Annotated in this window: 23 protein-coding genes and 1 pseudogene; 12 read left to right on the top strand and 12 right to left on the bottom strand. The window is 62.3% G+C overall.

The genetic code is table 11. The annotated features are described in order from the left end of the window. Positions 1-10: 10 nt before the first annotated feature. Positions 11-1,081, bottom strand: a complete 1,071-nt coding sequence (gene cax / locus KB879_RS12345) for a calcium/proton exchanger (RefSeq protein ID WP_013953096.1) — start codon at positions 1,079-1,081, stop codon at positions 11-13. Between the two features lie 126 nt (positions 1,082-1,207). Further along, a complete protein-coding gene (locus KB879_RS39345) occupies positions 1,208-1,423 on the bottom strand; it encodes a VOC family protein (protein ID WP_249221290.1) in 216 nt (71 codons plus the stop codon). A gap of 276 nt (positions 1,424-1,699) precedes the next feature. Between KB879_RS39345 and KB879_RS12335 the strand changes: the two genes are divergently transcribed. Beyond that, on the top strand, positions 1,700-2,278 hold the full coding sequence (locus tag KB879_RS12335) for an NnrU family protein (RefSeq protein WP_211981539.1): 579 nt from the start codon (positions 1,700-1,702) through the stop codon (positions 2,276-2,278). A 43-nt stretch (positions 2,279-2,321) separates the two neighbouring features. Here the strand turns inward: KB879_RS12335 and fdhE are convergent, their stop codons facing one another. From fdhE to fdnG, 4 genes are read right to left on the bottom strand one after another with little or no spacing between them, the layout of a single operon-like run. Next, complete coding sequence (gene fdhE / locus KB879_RS12330; RefSeq protein ID WP_211981537.1) at positions 2,322-3,185, bottom strand: formate dehydrogenase accessory protein FdhE; 864 nt, start codon at positions 3,183-3,185, stop codon at positions 2,322-2,324. Further along, on the bottom strand, positions 3,182-3,856 hold the full coding sequence (locus KB879_RS12325) for a formate dehydrogenase subunit gamma (protein WP_153953550.1): 675 nt from the start codon (positions 3,854-3,856) through the stop codon (positions 3,182-3,184). The genes fdhE and KB879_RS12325 overlap by 4 nt, the downstream gene beginning before the upstream one ends. 13 nt (positions 3,857-3,869) lie before the next feature. After that, the gene (gene fdxH / locus KB879_RS12320; RefSeq protein ID WP_211981535.1) at positions 3,870-4,760 is read right to left on the bottom strand and encodes a formate dehydrogenase subunit beta; all 891 of its coding nucleotides are present in this window, start codon (positions 4,758-4,760) and stop codon (positions 3,870-3,872) included. Beyond that, positions 4,757-7,846, bottom strand: coding sequence for a formate dehydrogenase-N subunit alpha (gene fdnG / locus KB879_RS12315; protein ID WP_211981526.1), 3,090 nt, complete (start codon positions 7,844-7,846; stop codon positions 4,757-4,759). Before fdnG ends, fdxH begins: the two co-directional genes overlap by 4 nt. Positions 7,847-8,632: 786 nt before the next feature. Between fdnG and KB879_RS12310 the strand changes: the two genes are divergently transcribed. Beyond that, positions 8,633-8,956, top strand: coding sequence for a hypothetical protein (locus tag KB879_RS12310; protein WP_013953089.1), 324 nt, complete (start codon positions 8,633-8,635; stop codon positions 8,954-8,956). A gap of 155 nt (positions 8,957-9,111) precedes the next feature. Here KB879_RS12310 and KB879_RS12305 read toward each other — a convergent pair whose 3' ends face one another. Beyond that, entirely contained in the window at positions 9,112-10,695 is a 1,584-nt protein-coding gene (locus KB879_RS12305) for an MFS transporter (protein WP_211982189.1), read from the bottom strand. Between the two features lie 370 nt (positions 10,696-11,065). Here KB879_RS12305 and KB879_RS12300 point away from each other — a divergent pair, with 370 nt between their 5' ends. The 5 genes from KB879_RS12300 (at position 11,066) to KB879_RS12280 (ending at position 15,318) form a co-directional block, all read left to right on the top strand. Beyond that, entirely contained in the window at positions 11,066-11,764 is a 699-nt protein-coding gene (locus KB879_RS12300; RefSeq protein WP_013953087.1) for a hydrolase, read from the top strand. A gap of 137 nt (positions 11,765-11,901) precedes the next feature. Beyond that, the gene (locus tag KB879_RS12295; protein WP_013953086.1) at positions 11,902-12,528 is read left to right on the top strand and encodes a hydrolase; all 627 of its coding nucleotides are present in this window, start codon (positions 11,902-11,904) and stop codon (positions 12,526-12,528) included. 465 nt (positions 12,529-12,993) lie between these two features. Continuing rightward, entirely contained in the window at positions 12,994-13,977 is a 984-nt protein-coding gene (locus KB879_RS12290; RefSeq protein WP_211981524.1) for a tripartite tricarboxylate transporter substrate binding protein, read from the top strand. Continuing rightward, positions 13,970-14,836 carry a PhzF family phenazine biosynthesis protein gene (locus tag KB879_RS12285; protein ID WP_211981522.1) on the top strand — a complete coding sequence of 289 codons (867 nt, stop codon included), beginning with the start codon at positions 13,970-13,972 and terminating at the stop codon, positions 14,834-14,836. The genes KB879_RS12290 and KB879_RS12285 overlap by 8 nt, the downstream gene beginning before the upstream one ends. Next, entirely contained in the window at positions 14,833-15,318 is a 486-nt protein-coding gene (locus KB879_RS12280) for a RidA family protein (protein ID WP_211981520.1), read from the top strand. Before KB879_RS12285 ends, KB879_RS12280 begins: the two co-directional genes overlap by 4 nt. A 17-nt stretch (positions 15,319-15,335) precedes the next feature. Here the strand turns inward: KB879_RS12280 and KB879_RS12275 are convergent, their stop codons facing one another. The 5 genes from KB879_RS12275 to KB879_RS12250 form a co-directional block, all read right to left on the bottom strand. Continuing rightward, a complete protein-coding gene (locus KB879_RS12275; protein ID WP_211982188.1) occupies positions 15,336-16,106 on the bottom strand; it encodes an AraC family transcriptional regulator in 771 nt (256 codons plus the stop codon). A 174-nt stretch (positions 16,107-16,280) separates the two neighbouring features. Continuing rightward, on the bottom strand, positions 16,281-16,622 hold the full coding sequence (locus KB879_RS12270; protein ID WP_194946781.1) for a YciI family protein: 342 nt from the start codon (positions 16,620-16,622) through the stop codon (positions 16,281-16,283). Positions 16,623-17,524: 902 nt separating this feature from the next. After that, the gene (locus tag KB879_RS12260) at positions 17,525-18,514 is read right to left on the bottom strand and encodes a tyrosine-type recombinase/integrase (RefSeq protein WP_211981516.1); all 990 of its coding nucleotides are present in this window, start codon (positions 18,512-18,514) and stop codon (positions 17,525-17,527) included. After that, a complete protein-coding gene (locus KB879_RS12255) occupies positions 18,511-19,428 on the bottom strand; it encodes a tyrosine-type recombinase/integrase (RefSeq protein ID WP_211981515.1) in 918 nt (305 codons plus the stop codon). The genes KB879_RS12260 and KB879_RS12255 overlap by 4 nt, the downstream gene beginning before the upstream one ends. Further along, complete coding sequence (locus tag KB879_RS12250; protein ID WP_211981513.1) at positions 19,422-20,669, bottom strand: tyrosine-type recombinase/integrase; 1,248 nt, start codon at positions 20,667-20,669, stop codon at positions 19,422-19,424. The genes KB879_RS12255 and KB879_RS12250 overlap by 7 nt, the downstream gene beginning before the upstream one ends. Before the next feature lie 295 nt (positions 20,670-20,964). On the opposite strand from KB879_RS12250, the gene ltrA reads away from it, so the two are divergent. The 5 genes and pseudogenes from ltrA (at position 20,965) to KB879_RS12225 (ending at position 25,146) form a co-directional block, all read left to right on the top strand. Continuing rightward, the gene (gene ltrA, locus KB879_RS12245; protein WP_249221289.1) at positions 20,965-22,248 is read left to right on the top strand and encodes a group II intron reverse transcriptase/maturase; all 1,284 of its coding nucleotides are present in this window, start codon (positions 20,965-20,967) and stop codon (positions 22,246-22,248) included. Between the two features lie 337 nt (positions 22,249-22,585). Further along, positions 22,586-23,743: a hypothetical protein gene (locus KB879_RS12240; RefSeq protein WP_211981509.1), complete on the top strand. Its 1,158-nt coding sequence runs from the start codon at positions 22,586-22,588 to the stop codon at positions 23,741-23,743. Between the two features lie 16 nt (positions 23,744-23,759). Next, on the top strand, positions 23,760-24,140 hold the full coding sequence (locus KB879_RS12235; RefSeq protein WP_211981501.1) for a hypothetical protein: 381 nt from the start codon (positions 23,760-23,762) through the stop codon (positions 24,138-24,140). A 100-nt stretch (positions 24,141-24,240) separates the two neighbouring features. Further along, positions 24,241-24,494, top strand: a pseudogene (locus KB879_RS12230) (RNA-binding protein). A 64-nt stretch (positions 24,495-24,558) separates the two neighbouring features. Next, positions 24,559-25,146: a hypothetical protein gene (locus KB879_RS12225; RefSeq protein WP_041228885.1), complete on the top strand. Its 588-nt coding sequence runs from the start codon at positions 24,559-24,561 to the stop codon at positions 25,144-25,146. Positions 25,147-25,177: the final 31 nt, after the last annotated feature.

Raw genomic sequence — 25,177 nt, 5'->3', positions numbered from 1 at the left:
GCGGCAGTCTTCAGCGCGGCAGGAAGAAGAAGGTGAGGGCGAGGGCAAGATAGACGATTAGGAGCTGCGTGCCCTTGAACCAGTCGGCGTGCCCGTCGCTCGCCATTTGCGCCGTGACCAGCACGGACAGGACCACCATCAGGACCAGGGCGGGACGAAAGGCCAGGTCCATCGGGGCCGGACCGAGAAAATGGCTCGTCAGTACCAGCACCGGCGCGACAAACAGCGCCACCTGGACACTCGAGCCAACCGCAATGGAGAACGACAGGTCCATGCGATTCCTCAAGGCTGCGGTAATGGCCGATGCATGCTCGGCCGCATTTCCGAGGATCGCTACCACAAAGGCACCGACGAATATGTCGCTGAGGGCGTAGTCGCGCATCATGGGGCCGAGCGCACCCACCATGATCTCGCTCATCCACGCCGTCCCTACGGTGGCTGCCGCCAGTATCGCTATCGCCCGCGCTACGGACGAGGAGGGCTGGTCCTCCACGCCTTCCGGAGCAACCGCCTTTGCTTCGTATGCGCCGCGGAACAGCGCGGGGTGAGTGACCAGCGAGAACACCAGGTACAGCGCATAGACGACCAGAAGCGCGATGGAAATCCAGGCGCTGAGCCGGTACAGCACGGCTGTCGTGCCTTCTACCGCTTCAAAGCTGGCAGGCAGGATCAGCGCGATCGCCGACAGTATGAGCATGGTCGCCTGGGAACGCGCGCCGCGCGGGTTAAAGCTTTGCTCAGGATAGCGAATGCCGCCTGCGAGCATCGCGGCGCCAAACACCAGCAGCATATTCCCGACAATGGAACCGACGATGGAGGCTTCCACCACCTGATGGAGGCCGGCACGCAAGGCGACAAGTGCGATGATAAGTTCAGCCGCATTGCCGAATGTCGCATTTAGCAGCCCCCCGACCGCCTCGCCCATGCGCTCTGCGAGTTGCTCGGTGGCATGGCTCATCCGCCCGGCAAGCGGCAGGATGGCCAGGGAGGAAGCGATAAAGATCAGGAGGTGGTGATCGGAAGCAAGGAATTCCAGGGCGATTGCGATCGGCACAAAGATCAGAAGCAAATTCATCCACATGGATTGCCCCCTGCTTTCGGTGATGACAGCTCGTCCTCGAACAGTCCTTTTATCTCCCACCGGGGTTGCAGGCAAGAGACAAGACAGCTTGGTACAGCCGCGGGTAGTTCGATCAGGCCGACGGACTCACCTGATCGGTTGCCCGATGGCAAGGAGATTGCCCTCGCTGTCTCTGAACCAGGCACCTTTCTCGCCTATGCCACCCTTGGACAGGTAGTTCCCCTGGACGTCGGCGATCCCATTGATGGTCTTGAGGCCGGGAAGATCGTATTCTTCGAACACGACTCCCAGGTGCCGCAGCTCGCTAACGGTTGCCTGGATGTCATCGACCTCCCAGGCCATTTGTGTGTGACTTCCAGAGGCCGAGCCAGCCGACTCGAAAAGTACGAGTAGCTGTTGCCGCACTTGTAGCGCAGTCCGCCCGGCCGTTCCTCGACTGGCTCAAGACCGAGCTTGCTCGAGTAGAAGGATCTCGCCCTTGCGAGGTCTTGCGCAGGAATCCTGGCCGCGACGTCACTGTTCTGAAGCATGGGAAACCCTCCTGAATAAGGCTGGACCGCTGCAACGCAATATGTCTAGCATAGGCGTGCGGCGGGCGCTAAAGAAAGGGGTGGCAGCATGACGGTACTGGTTTTGGGATTGCTCATTTTTCTGGGTGCGCACTCGGTACGCATGGTTGCTGACCCATGGCGCACCGCGCAGATTGCCAGGCTCGGCCCCGGCCGCTGGAAAGGCTTGTACACCCTGGTTTCGATAGCCGGCCTGGCGCTGGTTATCTGGGGCTACGGCCTGGCCAGCGCGCATCCTGTGGTGGTCTGGACGCCGCCGGTGTGGGGGCGGTACGTTGCCGCATTATTCACGATCCCGGCCTTTGTGCTGATTGCGGCGGCATATGTGCCTCGCAACCGCATCAAGGCTGCGCTTGGTCATCCGATGCTGGCAGGCGTGCAGGCCTGGGCCCTGGGGCACCTGCTTGCCAACGGAACACTCGCCGCAGTGGTGCTGTTTGGGGCGTTCCTGGCGTGGGCGGTGGCGGACTTCGTGTCAGCGCGCGGGCGGGACCGGGAAGCGGGAACCAGCTACCCGACCGGGACACCTGCGCGCGATGCGATGGTGGCGGTCGTCGGGCTGGCGGGCTGGGCGCTGTTCGGATTCGTGCTTCATGAATGGATGACCGGCGTGCGGGCGTTCGGGTAAGCGAAAAATCTGGCGGTTAGCAATGGATATGTCGGGCAGCCCCTCATACCGGCAGCGCGAAGGGATTGAACCCGGTGCGTTGATAGCCCTCCGCCGTCACCGCATCGTCCAGGGCCAGGGAGGCAAGGTCATCGGCCACGGCCTCGGCCTGCGGGTCGCGTTCCAGTGAGATCACCTTCAGGTAACCGTGGCACACGCCGCAGCTTTCGGCGCGCACCGTGGCTTCGGGGGTGTCGAAGCTGAGGTAGTCGAGCTCCGAGGCGTCGCCGCAGTTGGTGCATTTCGCCCGCACCATGTGCCACTGGCTCTCGCAGAGCGCGCAATGCAGATAGCGCATGCCCTGGCGATCGCCGATCAGGATCAGGCTTGCCACGGGGGCAGTGCTGCAGACCGGGCAGGACGCGTGCTCGGCCGGGCCGCTGTCGGGCACGGGCGCGGCCCGCGCGGCGCTGGCACATTGCAGCGAGAGTGCAGCCCAGAGGAAGGGCGCGATTGCCGCCGGAACCGCATCAAAGCGGCCCTCGGTCAGCGCCTGGGCGGCGCCAAGGCGCGCATCGGCAGGGAGGGCGCGCAGCGCCGCAAGATGCGGGGCGACCGGGGCGGGAACATCGTGCGCGAGCCGCTCAATCATCCGATCAAGCAGGGCACCCCAATGCCCCTCCTGCGGGATGGCCCTGGCGTCTGCCGGGCCGGACCCACCGGCCCCGGGCGCAAGCGATGCCTGTACTTCGGCCACGCGGGCGGCCAGGAGCAGGTAATCGGCAAGGTCGTGCCCGTCGGCCAGCGCACGCAGGCGTGCGGCGCGGCGGCTGTAAAGACCGGCAAGGTCTGGCTGGATCAGCGGGGTGAAATGGCGGGAGGCCTCGTCCGATGACAGTGTTCCCGGCGTGGTCTGATGCTGGTTCATGCTTCGTGGCCCTTCGCTTGCGCCGCTTTCGACTGATTCAACTCTTTCGCCTTCAACTCGCCATACCAGCGGTCATGGTGCTGCCTGGCCCAGGCACGCGAGACGTAGCCCGTCACCATGCCCGTGATCGAGCCGCGGACCCAGATTGCAAGATAGATGTGGCCCACGATCAGCAGGATCAGGCCGATCCCCGCGACGGAATGGGCCAGGATCGCCAGGCGGAGCACGGGAATCGGGAAATACTCGGCGAAATAGGCGCGCCACATGATCAACCCAGAGATCAGCAGGGCCAGGATCGACGCCATGATGAGCCAGAACAGCACCTTCTGGCCGGCGTTGTACTTGCCGATCTGCAGCGGTTCGCCGCCATGCTGGATCAGCAGCACCTCCCTGGCGCGGCGGAACCAGATCGCGTCGGTGCGCGCGGGCATGTTGTAGCCCACGAAGCGCCAGAACATGTAGCAAAGCCCCGCGAAAACCGCGATGCCCAGGAACGGGTGGAGCAGCCGCGCCATCTGCGGCGTGCCAAGGAAGCCGCTCAGCCAGCTCACCGTCGGGAAGAACCACGAGATTCCCGAAACCGCCGCGAGGAAGAAGCAGAGCACGATCGCCCAGTGACACAGCCGCTCGGCGAATTTCGTGCGCAGGATCCTGTCGTTGTTGGTCGCCATTTCCGGTCTCCGCTTATGCCGCGCCGTCAGTCGGGGCGTCGTTATCGTCTGTTTCGGCGGTGTTGGGGCCGACCGCCATGAAATGCGCCGCCATGCCCACCACCGCCGCCGCGCCGACGAAGCCGGCGGCGGGTTTCAGTCCATCCTTCCAGCCGGCGACCACCGAGCTGATCCCCGGGTCCTTCGGCAAGCCCGCATAACGCTTCGGGTCGTCGGCATGTTGCAGCACGTACATCACGTGGGTACCGCCGACTCCCGCCGGGTCATACAGGCCGGCCTTGGCATAGCCGCGCTCGTTCAACTCGGCCACGCGCTCGCCGGCAAGGGATTGCATCTCCGCTTTCGAGCCGAAGGCGATGGCGCCGGTCGGGCAGGTCTTGACGCAGGCAGGCTCCTGCCCGACCGAGACGCGGTCCGAGCACAGCGTGCACTTGTAGGCCTTGTTGTCCATCTTGGAAATACGCGGCACGTCGAAGGGGCAGCCGGCGACGCAATAGCCGCAGCCGATGCACAGGTCGGACTGGAAGTCGACGATGCCGTTGGCGTACTGGACGATGGCGCCGGGCGCCGGGCAGGCTTTCAGGCAGCCGGGATCCTCGCAATGCATGCAGCCGTCCTTGCGGATCAGCCATTCCAGCTTGCCCGCCTGGTCCTCATGCTCGGTGAAGCGCATCAGGGTCCAGGTGTTGGGCGATAGGTCGCGCGGATTGTCGTAGACGCCGACATTCTCCTGCACGTCGCCGCGCAGGTCGTTCCATTCGTTGCAGGCGACCTGGCACGCCTTGCAGCCGATGCAGATCGACACGTCGATCAGCTTGGCCACTTCCATCTGATGGTCGCGGATGCGGGGGGCGGGTGTCAGCTCCGACGAGGCCGAGCTACGGATGATGTTCTGCGAGTTCATGCTTGTGCTCCCGCCACTTTTTCAATGTTTACAAGGAATGCCTTGAATTCCGGCGTTTGCGAATTGGCGTCGCCGACACCCGGCGCAAGCGTATTGGCGAGATAGCCCTTGCGGGTCGCCCCCTCGAAGCCCCAATGGCAGGGGATGCCGATCTGATCGACCGCCTGCCCGGCCACCTGGAGCGTGCGCATGCGCTTGGTCACCACGGCCTTGGCAGTGATATGGCCGCGCTTGGTCGTGATCTTCACCGTGTCGCCATGGGCGATGCCCTTGTCCGCGGCCAGCTTTTCGCCGATCTCGACGAATTGCTCGGGCTGGAGCATGGCGTTCAGGTGCGAGTGCTTGGTCCAGTGGCGGAACAGTTCCGTGATGGAATAGGTCGTGGCGACATAGGGGAACTCGGTGCGGTTGCCCATTCGCTGTGCATCGTTCTGGAAGATGCGGGCGGTCGGGTTGTGCGTGACCTTGTCGTGCAGGGGGTTCTTCGCGATCGGGCTTTCAACCGGCTCGTAATGCTCGGGGAAGGGGCCGTCGATCATGCCGCCGACGGAGAACAGGCGCCCAATGCCTTCGGGCAGCATGATGAAGGGTCCGACGGGCGTGCCGGGTGCCGCAGTGAGCGGAAAGTCGGGCACGTCCGCGCCCACCCATTTCTCGCCGTTCCAATGCAGGATCTGGCGCTTGGGATCCCAGGGGTTCCCCATCTCATCCATCGAGGCGCGGTTGTAGAGGATGCGGCGGTTGGCAGGCCAGGACCAGGCCCAGCCCGGCGTGTTCCCCAGGCCGGTGTCGGTGTTGTCGCGTCGGGCCATCTGGTTGCCCGCCTCGGTCCAGGAGCCGGTGAAGATCCAGCAGTAGCTTGAGGTCGTGCCGTCGTCGCGCAGTTGCGCGAACGAATCCAGCAACTGGCCCTTGCGCAGGATCTTCTTCCCGGTCTCGTCGAACACGTCTGCCAACGCATAGCCGTTGGCTTCCTTGGCCATTTCCTCGGGATGGGGGCTGTGGGGATCGTGATAGGTTGCCTCGTCCCAGGTCATGTGCAACACCTGTGCCGGGCAGGCGCCGCCTTCCTTCTCGTAGAGCCGCCGCAGTTCCATCATGATGCCGCCGAGGATGGCCGGATCGTGCCGCGCCTCGCCCGGCGGCTGCTGGCCGGCGTAGTGCCATTGCAGCCAACGGCCGGAGTTCACGACCGTCCCGTCTTCCTCGGCAAAGCAGCTCGACGGCAGCCGGAAGACTTCAGTCATGATCTCTTCGGTCTTGACGTCGTTGAACTTGCCTTCGTTGCGCCAGAAGTTGGAGGTCTCGGTCACCAGCGGGTCGATGACCACGAGGAACTTAAGTTTCGACAGCGCGGCCGAGGTCTTGTTCTTGTCGGGCATCGCCGCCAGCGGGTTGAACCCCTGGACGAGATAGCCATTGACCTTGCCCTGGTACATCAGGTCGAAATAGGCCAGCATGTCGTAGCTGCGGTCCCACTTTGGCAGCAGGTCAAAGGCCCAGTTGTTTTCCGCAGTGGCGTGCTTGCCGAACAGGTTCTTCTGCAATGAGACGAAGAACTTGGGCAGGTTCTTCCAGTAGTTCACCTGATCGGGCAGCACAGCCTTGGGCGTGGCATCGGCCAGGTATTGCTTCAGGGTCTGCTGCCTGTCGGTGGGCAGGTCCATGTAGCCAGGCAGCCGCACCGACAGCAGGCCAAGGTCGGTATAGCCCTGGATGTTGGAATGCCCGCGCAGCGCATTCACGCCGCCGCCGGACATGCCGACATTGCCCAGCAGCAACTGGATCATGGCCGCGCCGCGGATGATCTGCGCGCCGCCGGTGTGGTGCGTCCAGCCGAGCGCGTAAAGCCAGGTCAGTGTCTTGTCCTTCGCCGAGCACGAGCCGACGATTTCGGCGATCTGCAGGAAGTCGGCCCGCTTGACGCCGGTGATCTCCTCGACCTTCTCGGGCGTGTAGCGTGACACGTGCTGCTTCAGCAGGCTCAGCACGCAGCGCGGATGGCGCATCGAGGGATCGCGTTTCGCGTTCCCCGCCGCGTCGAGCTCATAGTTCCAGGAGGATTTGTCGTAGACGAGCTTCTGCGGATCGAAGCCCGAGAACAGCCCTTCGTCGAAGCCGAAATCCTCGCGCACGATCAGCGATGCATTGGTGTAGGCGCGCACATAGTCGTGCTGGATCTTGTCGTGCTGCAGAAGCCAGTTGACCATGCCCATCAGGAAGGCCGTGTCCGACCCCGCCCGGATCGGCGAGAAGATATCGGCAACTGAGGCGGTGCGGTTGAAGCGCGGATCGATGACGATGACCTTGGCCTTGTTCCTGATCTTGGCCTCGATCACCCATTTGAAGCCGACCGGATGCGCCTCGGCCGGGTTGCCGCCCATGACGATGACGACATTGGCGTTCTTGATGTCCACCCAGTGGTTCGTCATCGCGCCGCGGCCGAAGGACGGCGCCAGTGCCGAAACCGTTGGCCCGTGGCACAGGCGTGCCTGGCAGTCCAGCGCGAGCATCCCCAGCGAGCGGGCAAACTTGAAGTCGAGAACCCCGGTTTCGTTGGAAGCCGCCGACGAGGCGAGCATGCCCGAACTCAGCCAGCGGTTCACCAGCTGGCCCTTCTCGTTGCGCGCGATGAAGTTCTTGTCGCGGTCGTCTTTCAGCAGGCGGGCGATGCGCCTGGTCGCATCGTCCCAACTGATGCGCACCCACTCCTTTGATCCCGGCGCGCGGTATTCCGGATACTGCAGCCGGTTTTTCGAATGGACGATGTCCAGCAGCCCCGCGCCCTTGGGGCAGAGCGAACCACGGCTGACCGGGTGATCGGGATCCCCCTCGATGTGGAAGATGCGGGGCTTCGCGTTTTTGGCGCCGTCACCCAGCGAGTACATCAGCAGGCCGCACCCGACCGAGCAATAGGTGCAGTTGTTGCGCGTCTCTTTCGCACGCAGCAGCTTGTAGGGGCGCACGCCGGCAGGCGCCTGCGCCCAGGCTGTACCCAGGCCCAGGGCCGAGGCCGAGACGGCAACAGATCCAAAGCCAAGTATCTTGAGGAACTGCCGACGTCCGATATTGGTGGTGTAAGTCATCGTGGTCTCATCGTCATTTCTTCTTCCGCCCATCCCTGCTGCCAGGGGTGGGGGCGATCGCATTCGAGACCCGCGGCGTCATTTGGGCGCACGTATCCCCGGGGCGCCCGGATCGCGATCGATCACGGAGATGCCCCGTCCGGTACGTCCCTGAGGCGCACGCGCAAGAGGATGACCAACCACAAATGAAGTTGCGTCGCCGGTCACGACGCGACGTCATCCGTGCCGGTTTCCCGCGCGCACGGCTCCACGAGCGGAGAAATGCCGCTCAGGTTCGAATGCAGATAAATTTGGATAAGCGATGAGAATGAGCCCGAAACGCCCTGCGGATTGCCCTGCAGATGCGCGGCCCCACCGGGGCACGACGTCGGGACGGGTATCGCTCGCTGAGGAGCGTAGCACGACCAGCCCATTACTCCAAATAGGGGAAAATCCCGTTCGGCGCGGGCAGCTTATGCCCCAGGGGGCCCTCCATCCGAGTCATCGCAGTCTTGCTGCCGTGATCACAGGCAAGAGAGTCGGCGCAACCGCGTCGTCTGCCGAGTCAGGCCAAATGGCTGGCCGGGTTCCAGTGCGCTTGCCCATTTGCGCTGCGGCGCAGCAGTGCCACCACGTGGCCGTCCTGTGCCGGCAGCGATTCCCGTCACGCTTGACTTCCGTGCCGGGCGTTTCTACCAATGACATTGAACAGAACGGAAATTGGCCTGCGCCGCTGGCATCCGGCCTGCGCTGTGGGCTTGAATGACTTTTACACTCCACAGGCTGGCAGCGGCCAAAGGAGTGATCATGCAAGAGCAGACCTTTCGCGCCCTGCTGTACCGCTACTTTTTCTTCGGTTGGCTGTACCGGGACGCCAGCCAGGGCAACCGCGCTGAACGAGCCCTCGCCTGGCATTTCAACAAGGCGCGCGCGCATTGGCTGCTAACGTACATGCGGCGCTGGCTCTGGTGCGGTGTCTGCTGCTATGGGCTGGGTAGCGTGGTGGAACTTGTGCTGTCCGCGCCTGCGCTGTCCGCGCTCTTCTACGTGCCCGGCGCGCTCTGCGTACCTGTCAATGTTGTCATCGTGGTGCTCTGGATCGGCCTGAAGACGCTGCCCGGGCCGCTGTAAGCGGCGACCGGCTGCTCCTGCGCCTGGACTGGCATCCGGCTGCGACGCCAGAAATGGCGCCAGCGGCACGACATTCCCCGGTTTCTTGACCCATCTGCCTTCTCCGCGGGGAGGGCGCCGACAGGCAACGGACGCGTCCGGAGACACGAGGCATATCACCTGCGGGGTTGGATGGTCGCCACCGCGAGACCCGCTCCGGCGAACGCGCACACAGCGGACACCAGCGCAACGGCGCGCAGCGCGTCGGTGATAGCTTCGGCTTCTGCCGGCGCCACGGGTGTCTGAGTCGGCAAATGGGCATCGCCCTCTGCCGCCCCTGCTTGCGCGCCCGGCTCCAGCAACTGCCCGGTCCGGCGTGCGTCCCTGGGAACGTCCAGTTCATCGAGCCGCGCCGACAGCGCCGCTTGGTGCGACCACACGAACACGATGCCCAGCACCGCAATCGCCAGCAGGCTCGCCACACGTGCAACCGCATTGTTGATGCCGGACGCAACGCCCGCGTGGTCAGCCGGCACCGAGTCCATCACAATCGTCGTGAGCGGCGCGACGGTGATCGTCATGCCAAGCCCGAGCACGCTGAGCGCAGGGAAAAATCCGGCCCAATAGCTGCCGCGCACGAACGGCAACGCCAGCATCACGAACCCGATTCCGGCGACACTCGGGCCAGCGCTCAACAGGATCCGCGAACCGAAGCGGCTCGTCAGGCCGCCGGTGAAGCGCGACAACAAGCCGATGATGACCGGCACCGGCAGCAGCGCCGCGCCCGCTTCGGTTGCGGTGTAGGCATGTGCGCGGATCAGCGTGAACGGCAGGAAGAACAGTGCGCCGCTCAGGCCGAAGTAGAGCAGCAGTGTGACGAGGTTGGCGCCGGTGAAATCGCGTGAGCGGAACACGTCGAGCGGCATCATGGGGTGACGGCTGTTCGCTTCGATCATCACGAATGCGACCAGCACGAACGCGCCGGCGCCGATCGTGCACAGTACAAGCGGATCCGCGAAACCGCGCGCAGACGCCTCGGTCAGACCGTAAGTGAGGGCAGCGAGCCCCGCTGCGACGCTAAGCGCGCCGGGCCAGTCCAACCGTTGAGGCGCATCGAGCTTGTGGCTGTTCGGCACCGACGAAATCGCGAGCGCGATCGTCACCGCTGCAAGCGGGACGTTGAGGAAGAATATCGCGCGCCAGGACAACACGTCGACGAGCCAGCCGCCCGCCACCGGCGCCACCGCGGACGTGATCGCCCCGACGGCCGCCCAGGTGCCGATTGCCCGTCCGCGCGCTTCTCCTTCGTACACGGCGCCGATGATCGCGAGACTACTGGGTACGAACAGTGCTGCGCCAATGCCCTGCACTGCGCGCGCGGCGATCAGCGAATTCGCGTCCGGCGCGAACCCGCAAGCGGCCGACGCCAGCGTGAAGACCCCGATGCCCGCGATGAACACCGTGCGGCGGCCGAGCTTGTCGCCCATCGATCCGCCCACCAGCACGAGGGACCCGAGAAAGAGCAGGTAGGCGTTAACGATCCACTGCATTGCAGCGACGCTCGTGCCGAGTTCGCTCTGAATGGCGGGTAGCGCGACATTGACGGCGGAGCCGTCGATGAACGCCATGCTTGAGCCGAGGATCGTTGCGGCGAGTGCCAGACGCTTGCGCCGGCACGGGCGGTCGACCGCGGTGGGCTGCGTGCGGATGACGAGTTCGTCGCACGGGCTCGCTTGGGTAGCGACGACGTGCGCGGTCATTTGGTCGCTATCGAGAAGATCCGGGTTATCCAAGCTCGCTCCCGTGCCGGTCGATGGTGACTAGCATAGTAAAGGGAGCGCGGCCTACCCGAGAGTTGCCCTTGGCGACTGGGCCGGGAAGAGCCATAGGTCGACCCGTGCCCGGTTGGCACTTCCCGAGTCGCATCCCTCGCTGCACCTCCGGAGTGACCGTTTGGTGAATCTCAAATATTCAAAATATTTGAATAACATGTCAGCGAATCGATCACTTTTAGCAAAGCTATCGCCGCTATAGTTCTGCACATGGACGACGCAACAACGCAACAGACCGAAAGCAGCGCCGGCAGCCAGAAGCTCAAAATCATTGAATCAACATATACCGGAGAACATTATGTCGAACGCCAAACTGGAAGTCCTGACCCCGCACAACAGCCAGATTATCTTCATCGATCATCAGCCCCAGATGGCCTTTGGCGTGCAGTCGATGGACCGCCAGACCATGAAGAACAACGTGGTCGGCCTGGCCAAGGCGGCCAAGATCTTCGACATCCCGACCACCATTACCACGGTCGAGTCTGACTCGTTCTCGGGCTATACCTACCCCGAACTACTCGACGTGTTCCCGGGTAAGCAGACGCTCGAACGCACCTCGATGAACTCGTGGGATGACCAGAAGGTGCGCGACGCGCTGGCCGCCAACGGCCGCAAGAAGGTGATTGTCGCCGGCCTGTGGACCGAGGTCTGCAACACCACGTTCGCGCTCTGCGCGATGCTCGAAGGCAACTACGAGATCTACATGGTGGCCGACGCCTCGGGCGGCACCACCAAGGAAGCGCACGACTACGCGATGCAGCGCATGGTGCAGGCCGGCGTGGTGCCGGTGACCTGGCAGCAGGTGCTGCTTGAATGGCAGCGCGACTGGAAGAACCGCGACACGTACGACGCGGTAATGAAGGTGGCCAAGGAACACTCGGGTGCCTACGGCATGGGCGTGGACTACGCCTACACCATGGTCCACAAGGCCGAGCAGCGCACCGCCACGAAGCACGAGTCGCTGGCTCCGGTCCATGCACAGGTGATCGAGCGGTAATTCTGCATTCGCGGGCTGGACGTTCCATAGGACGTCCAGTCATTTCAGAAACGGGGCCAACTGCCTACTTCAATCCCGACTGACTCAGACCGCGGCTTGAAGCAAGATCGCGGCCTCAAATGAACAGGAGAACTCCCATGTCCAAACTACCGTTGCTCGAACCCGCGGATTGTGCATTGATCCTCGTTGATGAACAGGCGGGCCTTGCGTTCGCCGCGGGTTCTCAAGACCCCCAGATTCTGCGCAGTAATGGCCTTGCGGTCGCGAAGACGGCGGTCGCCTTTGACTTGCCGGTTGTGGTCTCCACTTCGGCCTCGAAGGTCTACAGCGGCCCATTGATGCCGGCTTTTCGGGAAGTGCTGCCAAACGTCACGCCGATTGAACGCCGCAACATGAACCTTTGGGAAGACGATGCGGTCCGCGACGCGATTACGGCTACCGGAAAGCGTACGCTGATCATCGCGGGCATGCTGACGGAGGCCTGCGTGAGCTTCCCGGTTCTTTCAGCGCTGTCCGAGGGATATCAAGTCTACGTGGTTGCCGATGCTTGCGGTGGACTGACACCAACAAGCCATGACCTTGCGTTGCGACGGATGGCTTCCGCTGGCGCAGTCATGACTTCCTGGCTCCAACTCCTTCTCGAATTTCAGAGAGACTGGACGCGTCATGACACATATGAGAAGGCTCGCTCGATCGTGGTTGAGCATGGTGGTGGGTATGGCACGGGGCTCGCATACGCGCGTGACATGATCAAACCGACATGAGCGCGTGTATCGGTCATGCATGCGGCTAACTCTGCCTCATTCTGAGGGACGTAAGTTGAGGGGAGGGGGCGACCGGCGCTTTCCGACCCCGCGCCTTCCGTCGTAATCGAAGGGCGCCGGAAAACCGTCGTCGTCGCGGATAGACCAGACCACGCCCGAATTTGCGACTTCGCGATAGAAGGCGTGGGCTTGAGGCGCGGCAGTACTCATGGTGGACTCAAATCTGGTGATGGCACTCGTCCCCGATGCAATTACGCCAATGTAGCCGATCTCTCCGACGAGTCCTTCCTTGCCGGCCTCGATTTTCCCGATCGTGCGCCGATTGAACGCTACTGGCCGGCAACCGCCGGTCGTCATTCCAAGCCCCCGGCGCATGCGCATTTCGGATGGCTGAAAGTCGCATTCCGGTTCGTAGCCCGCCCGACACGTTCGTAGACTCCATGCATTCCAACAAGCGGAGTGCTCATGTCCATCCTGTCCATTTCAACGCGCAAGGCCCGCTGCGCCGTGCTGGCGGCCGCGGCCGCAGCAAGTTGCGTCGCCGCGTATGCGGAAACCTGGCCATCAAAGCCGATCACCGTAGTCGTGCCATTTCCGGCTGGCGGCGGTACCGATCTGGTGGTTCGCTCCATCCAGCCGCTGTTGCAGCGTGAGCTCGGCCGCCCCGTCGTGATCGACAATCGCAGCGGCGCAGGCGGCACGCTTGGGTCTGCCTATGTCGCGCGGGCTGCGGCCGATGGCTATACGGCCGGGGTGGTCACGACGAGCACGCACGCGGTAAGCGTCGCCCTGTATCCAAAGCTGCCGTACAACCCGGCAAAGGACTTCGCCTATGCCGGATTCATTGGCACGTCGCCTTATGTGCTGGCCGTCAACAACACCTTGCAGGTGGCGGATGCCAAGGCGCTTGTCAGCAGACTGAAGGCCGACAAGGCGCAGCACAGCTTCGGTTCGGTTGGTGTCGGCACCGTGTCGCACCTGATGGGCGAGCAGTTTCAGAAGCTCGTCGCCGTGCCGATGGTTCACGTCCCGTATCGCGGTGCGGCGCCGGCGTACACTGATCTGATTGGTGGACAGGTGCAAATCATGTTCGACAATCCGGTGGGACTGGCGCCATACATCAAGGCACACAAGATTGCCGCCATTGCCGTGACCGCTCCGACACCGCTGCTGCCCGATGTACCGACGTTCGCCAGCCAAGGCGTGCCAGGCTTCCAGCAGCAACTGTGGTACGGCATCGCCTTTCCGAAGGGAACGCCCGCTGCGATTGTCGATCGCTTCAATGCAGCACTGAACAAGGTGCTCTCTGACAATGCGGTCGTGGCCGATCTATCGAGCAAAGGTGTGGCGGCGCGCCTCGGTACACCCGCCGCACTGCAGGCCGCGGTTCAAGCAGACATCCCGTACTGGGGCAAGATTGCCAGTTCCGTGGGAGCTACAGGTGAGTAATGTCAGTCTAATCCGGGTCTTTGTACGCGATGGGCGAGGCGGCAATCCGGTGCCGCTGGTCTCCGATGCCCGTGGCATGAGCGCGGCGGAAATGCGAAGGGTTGCTGGCGCATATGGGCACGAGTCCGCCTTTGTATTGCCGAGTGATATCGGTTGCGACTGGCGTTTCCGATTCTTCGTTCCGCAGCACGAGATGGAGATGTGCGGCCACGCCACCGTGGGCACGCTGTGGGCGTTGCGCCAATGGGGCCGCTGGACGACCCCGGCGGTGCGCATCGAGACGCTGAGTGGCATCGTGCTGGCGTACTGGGACGATGCGCTGCAATCCGTTTGGATCTCGCAGCCGGCGGTGCGTACCCAGGCGCTGGACGCCGGGGCATCGGGCCGAGTGGCGGCGCAACTTGGTCTTCCGGCCGGTACGTATGCGGCCACCAATGCCGCGACGAGTCGCGTCAAGACGCTCATCGCCTTGCCTTCCGTGGCGGTGCTCGACAGCTTGCAACCGGACTTCTCGACGATGGAGTCGCTCTGCGCATCGATCGGCTCGACCGGGCTCTATCCCTATGCATTTGGCGTATCGAAAGCGGACGGCCGACCCGTGATCCATGCGCGGCAATTTCCAAAGTCGTCCGGCTATCCCGAGGATGCCGCCACCGGCATAGCGGCGGCTGCCTTATGGGGCTTTCTGAACCAGGCGGGTGAACTGGCTGGCCCTGATGGAAAGGTGTCTTCCATCGCGGTCTGGCAAGGCGATGCTATGGGCAGCCCCTCGGAAATTCTCGTGGCGCCGTGCCATACGGATTCGGGCGAGCCTGACGGATGCTGGCTCAGCGGCAGTGTGACTTGGAGCGATGCGTGACGGACAGCTCCCCCGAGGCGCGGCTTGCCGCAGCCGGATTCACGTTGCCCGAAGTGTCAAGTCCACGTGGCAGCTATGCGCCGTATTGCGCGATCCAGGTCGGCACATCGCAATGGGTGTCGATTGCCGGTCAGGTATGCCGGCGGACTGGCGTGGCCATGGCCGGCCAATGCCGGAGCGACGATGATCTGGAACTCGCCCGCCATGCCGCCGAAGTATCGGTGCTGAATGCACTGGCCATACTGCGGCTGGCTTGCGATGGCGAGTTGGCGCGCGTGGTCCAGATCGTTCGCTTGCGTGGCTTCATCCGCGCGGCACCGGACTTTACACGACATGCGGCAGTGCTCGATGCGGCCTCGGCGGTTATGCGCGCAGCATTCCCCGGTCAGCCGCTGCCGGCACGCAGCGCGCTTGGCGTGGCGAGCTTACCGGACCGGGCTTGGACGGAGATTGAGGTCGACGCCATTGTGATGACGGCCTGAACGCGTCGGCCGCTAGGCTACGACGGCGCCGGCACCTCGCGCAGCAGCCGGTGCAGATGCCCGCTGGAGGCAAAGCCGAGGTCCATGCTGACGCAGGCGGCGGACCGGCCTCCTGCAATCAGCTTGCGTGCGTGCTCGGCCAGAATACGACGCCGTACCGTCACGGGCGTCGCGCCGAACTCGATCTGACAGGCGCGCTGCAAATGTCGGATCGAGATGCCCAGTTCGCCGGCCACGGTATCGATCGATGGCAAGGGCATGTCGCGTTCGATCGCCGCATGGAAGCGCTGGACCATGCGCAGTGCGACGGACGCCGGCTCTTCGGGCATCGCCAGCGGCCGGCTCGTCATGATCTGCGCCACGATGGCGCGCACGAGCCAGGACGCGCTGTTGCATGAGATCGTAGGCGCGAGCAGTGCCTCAAGCATCGCGATCGTCGCGGCGTCCAGGTGCATGGCGCCGAACCGTAGGCACACGGGCAGGCGATCGGGCGGCAGATAGAGTTCCCCGTGCTGCTGAAGGCCGTGCTCGGATGCCGTCAGGTGCGACGTCGACGCATGCAGCAATACAGCGGTACCGCGCACCAGCGAAGCGGTATGCAGTGCGTCTGGCTCGCCGGACGAATCGTTCCAAACCGTCCTGAGCCTGCCCATGCGCGGCCACAACAGCATGCCGCAGTCGTGGACGTGCCATGCTCGGCGAAAAGCAGGCTGTCGGCTGTCATGCAGGGCGAATCCATGCTCGGCGGTCAGGTGAAGCTTGGGCGACAGGTGAGGATCGTTGGTCATCGCAGGCGTTCCGGCGGTCACAGGCGGAATGCCACCGATAATACGCCGTTCCGTGGACTGGGGGCAGCGGAGTGGGGGCAGCGGAGCGCTAAATCGGCGGAGCCGCGCACGCGGCGATAAAGAAAGTAGATGCGGGAGAGTGTCTTCGATCGTAGTGGGTACGGGCCCTGCCCGTCAGCTCTCGGGGTCATACCCAAACTCGCGGAGTTCCTGCGAGCAGCGGCAAGCTTTGGCGATCTTCGCAGCCCACAGGATGGCGGCTTCGCGCGACGGGAGCTGCAGGACACAGAAGCCACCGTCGAACTCCTTCGTCTGGGGATAGGTTTCGTTTGTGACCGTGCCGTCTGAGGCGACCATGAGTGGTGCGACATCCTCGTTGATACCACCACCGAACACGTACACGCCTGCAGCCTTCGCCTCGCGTATGACCTCGTGCGCAGCTTCGCCCACGGCGGCAAAGTCCTCGGCGGGGACTTCCATCGCTTTTCCAGGAAAGGAGATAAGGTAATTCGTCATCGTTCGATCCTTCGGTTGAGGTCGGTGCAGTTTGGGAGGCCTAGCGTGTTATGGGGCGATGTGTAACGCGCCCTAATACGGATGATGGGCTCTAACACGTGCAGATTCCGAGCATGTAGCCGTTGATCTTGCATAGTCTTGCTCTCATTGGCTGTACTTTCATCCAGCATTAAGTTTGCCGTTCTAGCGCTGCCGTTACAACTGGCTAGCGGCTGTGTGATCTCCGCACGGTGCAGGAGCTGCTGGGCCATGCAGACGTGGACACGACGACGATCTACACTCACGTGATGCGGATGGGCGGCTTGGCGGTGTGCAGCCCGCTGGACCGACTGCTATCGGGGCGCGAGGCGGCTACGTGATTGACCGCTTCTGGCGTGCGCCGTGCTAAGGCGGCGCTTTTCCAGTGGGTGCAAGCCCCACCCGGCAACCGCTCCAGCCGGAAGCAACCGGAGCAGCTATGGAGGTAACGAAGTGGCTGAAGCCTCCGGGTAAGCGTGTCACGAAATACGGTGACAGCGCGAGTGTGCAGGCCGTAACGCGAGTGAACGCCGAGCAAGCCTCGAAAAGGTCGATGCGCAGGCCGACCCGACAGCCATTTCGGGGAAGGCTGATACGACTGGATGGATGAGCGACGCAGTACCGCCAGTCGCTGCGCCGGGGTAGTGGCGACAGCATGTACACAAGGAAAGCGCACGCAACACGGGAAGCCCCACGGCGTGGCCAGGGATGGCCAACCGGACGCCCGCGAGGGACAGGCCGGGCGCTGTGGGGTGGCGGAGAGGCTCGTAGTACCGGGGAAGCCGGGTATTCAGCGGAGTCCATTTTTCTGCGGAGTGGGATGGCCCAAGCAAGGAAAACCCTGTCGGGACCATCGTTTCCACTCCGCCTAACATTACACGCGCCTACACAGTCCTCAGAAGTTCAATGAGCTGATCGGGTGCGCGAAAGTGTCCCTTACGAAGGGTAGGCGGGACAGTGGAGTTCATGGTTTCGAGCAGTGTCGTTGTATCGGCCCGCAGATACATCTCCGTTGTTTGGGTACTGGCGTGGCCCAGCCACAACGCGACTTTGCGGATGTCGCCGGTCGATTGCAGGATAGAAAGGGCACATGAATGTCGAAGGCAATGGGGAGATACTCTCTTCGTTAAGAGAGTTGGACAACGCTGTGCCGCCGTTTGGACATGTTTGTGCAGGATGTACTCGAACCCGGAGCGGGTCATCGCGGCTCCGCGTGCATTGAGAAAGACCTCCGTCGCTTGCCCCGTAGGCCGCAGTGCCAACCAGGCACGTAATGCGGTGGCCGTTTCTCGCCACAAGGGCAAGGCGCGTTCACGCCGGCCTTTGCCGAGAACGTGGACGCTGAGCCGAGGATTAAAATTCAAATTCTCCAGACGCAAACCAACTAACTCGGAGACGCGTAACCCTGCTGAATAGGCGATGTACAGCATCGCGCGATCACGAATACCATCACGGATGGTTAGCGACGGCGCATCGAGCAAAGCTTGCATTTCGTCGCGGTTGAGATAGTCGACCAAGCGCGTGTCGGCACGTTTTAGGGGGATGGCTCGAATGCGTTGGATCTGCTCGAAGGCTGACGGTTCTCGGTACTCGATGAATCGCATGAAAGTGCGAATCGCGGCCAAGCGAACATTGCGGGTAGCGGGGCCGTTGGCACGCTCGGTTTCCAAATGGGTGAGGAAATCAAGCACCAGAGGTGCATCGAGCTGTTCCAATTCTAGCGCCGAAGGTCTGACCTTTAGTCGCTTGGCGGCGAACTCGAAGAACAAGCGCAAGGCCAATGCGTAAGTATCGCAGGTACGCTCGCTGGCCCGACGTTCCAAGGGAAGACGCTCGCGCAGAAAGACGCTGACATGAGTGGCAAGTGACGTCATGAGGTGGCTCCTTTGAAAAAGTCCTCGCACCGATTGGCGATGTCGCTGAGCAAATGTGGAGTGGTATGCAGATAGACAAATGTGCCGGTGAGCTTCGCGTGGCCGAGATAGGTAGAAACCGCGAGTACATGCTGGCGGACGTAGTCGTAACCAGGCGGGCAGTTCTCCAGTGCTCTAACGGCCCAGCTATGCCGAAGGTCATGGATTCGAGGTCGCGGGCCTGGCCGGCCGGGATCCGGACCCAGTCCTATCTCCTGCACCAGAGTCCGAAAGGTCTCCTGCACGGCCGAGTAGTGAAGACCTCGACGACGACTCGAGATGAAGACGTGGTCGTCCCCTCCGCCGAGTTGCCGGCGCCGCTCCAAATAGCGCTCCAGCCCTGCCTGCGCGCTCGGATGTAGGGGTACCAAGCGGCTCTTGTGGAATTTGCTTGCACGAATCACCAGACCGTCGGCAGTGATGTCCTCGAAGCGCAGCGCCAGCGCCTCCGAAATCCGCAGCCCCGTCACCGCCAGCAAGGAGAACAGCGTGCAATAGGTCCACGGCCGCAAGGAGTCGGAGGGTGGCAAACGTGCGGCTTGCTCCAAAAGCTGACGGATTTGGACTGCCGTGAAGATGAAGGGGCGATACAGCATTCGCTGACGCGGAAATACGTTCCGGCGTGGGACTTCATGCCGCGTATCCTCGGCCTGTGCGTGGCGGGCAAAAATTCTTATCGCCTCGAGACGGCGCCCGCGTTGAGAGACAGACGGAGCCAAAGCGGCCCATTCAAGCGCAGTCTGTTCGCGTACGTGAGTCTCGCCGCGCGCGGTGGCGAAGCGAGCGTAGTTGCGCAGGAAGCCTTCGGCGACCCGCAATCCGAAGCCCGCCGAGCGCCGTATGGCCAGATAGGCGTCGATGGCTGGGGTTAGCATGGCGAAACCTCCGGCCACGGTTGCGCCAGCTCGCGTAGCAACTTCACATCGACCTTCGCGTAATGGGCCGTGGTATCCAGCGAGCGATGGCGTAACAATACGGCGATGCTCTCAAGGGACGCACCTCCTGCCAGTAACGCTGTGGCAGCGGAATGTCGCAATAGATGCGCGCCATGGGCAGGGGCGCTCACGCCGGCGCGATGAATAGCACTTTTTACAATAGCGGAAACGGCAGTGCTGTTCGCTGGAAAGGGCCCCACTGGTGAAGCGACCCGTAGAAACAGATGGTCCGATCTCACCGCCGGGCGTGCCGTCGCCAAGTAATGGGCGATTGCATCTCCGACCTGCTGAGGTAGCGGTAGCTGAACCATACGGCGCGACTTCCCCAGGACCTGAACCGTCGCCTGCGCCCAATTGATATCTCCCAGACGCAGGGCATAGATATCGCTCGCACGCAGCCCCAAGCGCGCCAGTAGCAGAAGGATGGCGCGGTCGCGTGCTCCGGTGACGGTTGCCGAGTCGCACGTGCCTAACACGCGCTCGACATCCGCTGCGGGCAAGTAGCGTGGCAGCGCCGAAAGGCGCCAACCTCCAATGGTTGGAATCGCAACGTCCAGGCCGACCTGGCACTGACCCTGGGCGATGAGGAAGCGGATAAACGCGCGTAGTGCTGTGATCACTACTCTGGCTTGCGACCTTCCATGCCGGCTTGCCCGATCGAGAACGAAGGCGCGCAGGCCGGCGATCGCAAAATCTCGGGGATTGCTGCCCAGTGTTTGCAAAGCATCAACAATAGTCCGCCGATAAGTGTTGAGCGTGGTGTCCCGCATCCCGTGATGCCGGCGCATCCACTCGCAAAACTGCCAAAACAGCGGTGGCATCGTCGATCCAGTCGCGGCTTGCTCCACCGCGGGAACGACGCGCGCCGCTTGGAGGTATCGCAGAAATGCCCGTGCTCCGCGCAAATCATAATCGTTTACACGCTTGAACCGTTCGCACTCACAGGCGTGCAAGTGTTCCTTAAACTCGTCGATGTTGGCCTTCTCAAGATCGGCTAATGATCGCGCACGACCCCGTTGCCAGTAGCTCAAGTGCGCCGCCGAACGTAGATATCGTTGAATGGTGCCAGGCCTATAGCCCGCGCCAATCAATGCTGCAACGAAGCCGTCCAGATAAGGTTCGGCAGGCGTCTGGTGGATAAAATTCGCCGTGCCAGGGTTCGGGAAGTAGCTCGCCCACATGATGTCCTCCTTCGCTGTGTCGGTAATCGACAAGCAGGAGCAGAACACCAATTGTTATGCGCAGTCCAGCAGCAAGTCGGCGACGTTATCTCATTGATATGTCGTCCTAAACAGCCAGGAGATCGTGCCCACTCCGCAGAAAAATGGACTCCGCTGAATACCCGTTAGGCGCTGCAGCGCCTAACGGGTAACGCCGGCGGAGGGAAGGGGCCTTAGTTCAAGACAAACGCAAGACGTAGTGAGGGACAGGAGATTGGGCAACCTATCAACTCCGATTAGCGTTCAGAAGCTGCAGATGGCGTTACACGCGAAAGCGAAGGCAGAAGCCGATTACCGCTTCTATGCCCTGTACGACAAGATCAGCCGAGACGACATTCTGGCTCACGCCTATGCCCAGTGCCGCTCCAACAAGGGCGCGCCGGGTGTGGATGGTCAGGACTTCGCGGACATCGAGGCGTATGGGCTCGAGCGGTGGCTCGGCGAACTGGCGCTTGCGCTCAGAGAGGAGACTTACCGACCGGACCCCATTCGAAGAGTGTTTATCCCGAAGGCCAATGGCAAGCTGCGGCCGCTGGGAATCTCGACCCTGCGGGATCGGGTATGCATGACGGCAGCGATGGTCGTGCTTGATCCGATCTTCGAGGCCGACCTTCCACCGGAGCAGTACGCCTATCGCCCGGGTCGCAACGCCCAGCAGGCGGTAGGTGAAGTGGAAGAACGGCTCCACCGCGGTCATACGGACGTTGTTGACGCCGACCTCGCGGACTACTTCGGCAGCATTCCACACCCAGAACTGATGCATTCGCTTGCGCGACGCATTGTTGATCGACGGGTGCTGCATCTGATCAAGATGTGGCTGGAAAGCGCTGTCGAGGAAAATGACTCGCGCGGACGGAAGAAGCGGACGACGGAGGCCAAGGACAGTGGTCGCGGCATCCCACAGGGCTCGCCCATCTCGCCACTCCTGTCGAATCTGTATATGCGTCGATTCGTGCTGGCGTGGAGGAAGCTCGGGCTGGAACACAGTCTTGGCAGTCGGATCGTGACATACGCGGATGATCTTGTGATCCTGTGCAAACGCGGCAAGGCTGAAGAAGCCCTGTCAGCGATGCGGGCGATCATGGGGAAGCTGAAGCTCACGGTCAGCGAGGAGAAGACACGAATCTGTCGGGTCCCGGAAGGCGAGTTCGACTTCCTGGGATACACGTTTGGACGGATGTACTCGGCGAAGACCGGCCAGCCCCGCATGGGCATGCGGCCGTCGAAGAAGAGTATTCGGCGCATGGTCGAGAAGATCCATGCGTTGACCGCGCTGAAAACGGGGTGGCAAGAGACCACGGCGATGGTGGGCAAGTTGAACCGCATGCTGCGGGGCTGGGCGAACTACTTCAAGGTAGGAACGGTCAGTCGCGCATACCGCGCACTCGACAGCCACGCCGCGACGCGGTTGCGCCGGTGGCTGCGCAACAAGCACAAGGTCAGACGACGCAGGGGCGGAAGCTATCCACTCTCGCACCTCTACGGGCACTACGGACTCGTACGTCTGACCGCGCGCGGAGGCGCAGCCTGGCGAGGGTGAAGGCGTGAAGTCTTGTCCGAGAGCCGGATGCGGGAGATCCGCCTGTCCGGTTCGATGAGCGGGGTGTGGAAACGGAGCCACGGGGAGGTTACTAGGGCACCGCCAGACGAAAGGGGCGGCAACAGACAAACCAAACCTACTGCCACCGCGCCACATCTCGACTCTACCGGCCTCGGTCGGACGCCCACCGCGAAGCTGCGGCCGTCTCTGACAGCCCCGCTTCTCGGGCGTCTCGTGGGGCCATCATGCACACAAATGCCCCTAACACCGGTAATAATTACCAAGGAACCACTGTATGGGTAACGTGGTAGCCGATGGCGTAGGAGGTACGATGAGGATGCGGCTGGCAATCTGGCTTGTAGTTGTGGCCGTTTTGTGGTCCGGGGCGGCAGTCGCCGCCAGCTTCGGCAGCAAGGGCGGGCCCGATCCCGCGAACATCGACCATATTGCCGACCTTCTTCGCGAGGATCCCTACGATCTGGAGTTGCTGATCAGCTTCGGCACTTCCAAGGGCGGATCGGCCGGCCATATCGCCCTTGCGATTCGAGACGAAGTACCTGGTGACGATCTGGTCTACTCAGCCAATTTCTATGCCGACCGCGCACGCAGGCACGCAACAGGTTTCTACACGAAGGATCTGATGGTGGCCATTCCGAAGAAGGAGTACCTGTACAAGACGGTCTCTTCTGTCGCGCAGACTGCTTCGTTTGGCCTCGACTTTGGCGAGATCTACAAGCGCTCGATCATCGGCGTGCGCGTCTACGGCGTACCGGCGAGCGACAAGGCGGCCCTTGCGGCGTACTTCAAACGCATCAATTACGACTATCACCGACGGGCCAGGAAGACCGAGTATCACAGGGGCGAGATCAAGTACGATTACTTGCGCCTCAACTGCGCCAAGACCATCGGGGCCACATTCAAGTTTGGTGCCAACTACAGGGACCTCGATGTCACCAGTGCCAGGGTTCTCTCCGGGCGCCGCGTGGTGGCGGCCGCCACGGCCAACGTTCCCACCGAAATGGCGATGAAGCTCATCAAGGAGTGGGGCAAGCGCGGGTATGGCATGGATGTGGTGCTGTACAAGAAATATGGTGGCTCGTCCTATGTCGATCCTCACGAGGACGAAAAGGTGGCGTTCAAGGACTTGCCCAATCGTTTCCCATCGGTCTTGTCCCTGGACTTCCGCAGGGAAGAGGGGGCATATCAGGACTTCGACAACCTGTTCGCGATGTACCTCCTCTATAACCTGGGCAAGTACAGCGTGCGTGTTAACGAACGTACGTTGCTGCTGGAGATCGAGAAGGAAAAGGACCCGATGACCTACCAGGAGGCGGCCAGACTTGCTAACCGGAGCGCCAGGTCAGACAGCGAGAATTTCCGCCGCCACCTTGAGTTTCGCCCGCGCGGTACACGGATCGGGGAAACGCCGGACAACACGCACCTCTACAATTTCACTGACGACAGCGCCATGAAGATTCAGCCCAACAAGGATTGAGGAACTGAAGCCGCATGTGGATCTGCTGACGACCAGGTACTTTCCCGATTCGCATTTCTCGGATGAGCACCGCGCGTTGTTCGCCTTCGCCAGTTACAACGCGGGCCCTTCCAACATTGCGAAGATGCGCGCCGAGGCGGCTGCGCGCGGGCTGGATCCTGCCCACCCTCCAAACCGGCATCAAAGCAACTGGGCCCCTGTCCTAGTTCGACGCTTAGCGGTCCCTACCTATCGGCAACCGCTCGGCTTCGAGGTCTGCGCGGCAGACTTCGACGTGAACAGCAAGCTGACGCGCACGCAGAGTCCAATAGGATGGTCATTCTTCCAGCCATACGTAGAAGAAATTTTTCTTATCTCATCGTCCGAAAAGATTCAGTTCTGTTGCGACCATGGCTGACGCTACAGTTCGGAACAAGACGCAAGTCGGGGGCCTGGCTGCCGCGCTCAGTCCCCATGCGCAGAATGCGACTGCCGGCACTGTTTTGCGGAGGTGAATCATGTCTATTCTCTTGCTTGGAAACTCGACGCCAAAACCACCGATGAGGAAATCGGCGCCTTCCTGCTGAAGTACGGATTCCCGGAATACACCAGTATCGAATACATGGAAGGCGACGGTACCAGGCCTGCCGTGCGGCTGACCTTCGATACGCTCGACGATGACACGCTGGACAAGCTGCGGGGGCGTATCCACGACATGTTCTGGAAAGGTCACAAGATCTCCGCCCTCGTGATGAGAGAGCGCTTCAACTGAAGCGAGGGGCGGCATGGGACATCGCGAATGGGCGCAATGCAAGTCTGATCAGAGGGGATACAGCATGAAACGAACGACACTTCTGGCTGCGGCGGTGATGGTGGCGGCTACCGCTTCTGCGTGGGCGCAACCCGAAACCCGCGTGGATGTCACGCAGTCAGCCGGACAGGCGACCGCGACCGGTACGGCAAAGCTCACCGCCAAGATCGTCAAGATCGATGTGCCGACGCGAACGGTCTCGCTGAAATCCGCCGACGGCAGGACCACGGATCTCGTCGTGGGACCGGAGGCGAGGAACTTCGAGCAACTTAAAGTCGGCGATACCGTCACGATCGAGTACAAAGAAGCTCTGACCATGAGCCTCAAGAAGGGTAGCGGGCCGCTTGCAATGCGTGAGCGCGAAATCTCAGATCGTGCAGCGCCGGGAGCGAAGCCGGGCGGCACAATTGGCCGGGAAGTGACCGTCACGGCGGACGTCGTCGCGGTCAACACCAGCACCAAGACTGTCACCCTGAAGGGGCCGAAAGGACGCACCGTGGACCTCCTGGTCGAGGATCCGGAACGTATCAAGGGCATTAAGAAGGGCGACCGGGTCGAAGCAGTCTATACCGAGGCCGTTGCTGTATCCGTGCAGCCGGGCGCAGGCAAGTAGCGGCACAGGATCATCACAGGACAGGCCAAGC

Origin of the sequence: Cupriavidus sp. KK10 (assembly GCF_018223725.1) — a bacterium.
GTDB classification, from domain to species: Bacteria; Pseudomonadota; Gammaproteobacteria; order Burkholderiales; family Burkholderiaceae; genus Cupriavidus; species Cupriavidus necator.
This window is presented reverse-complemented; position numbering and strand designations above follow the sequence as displayed.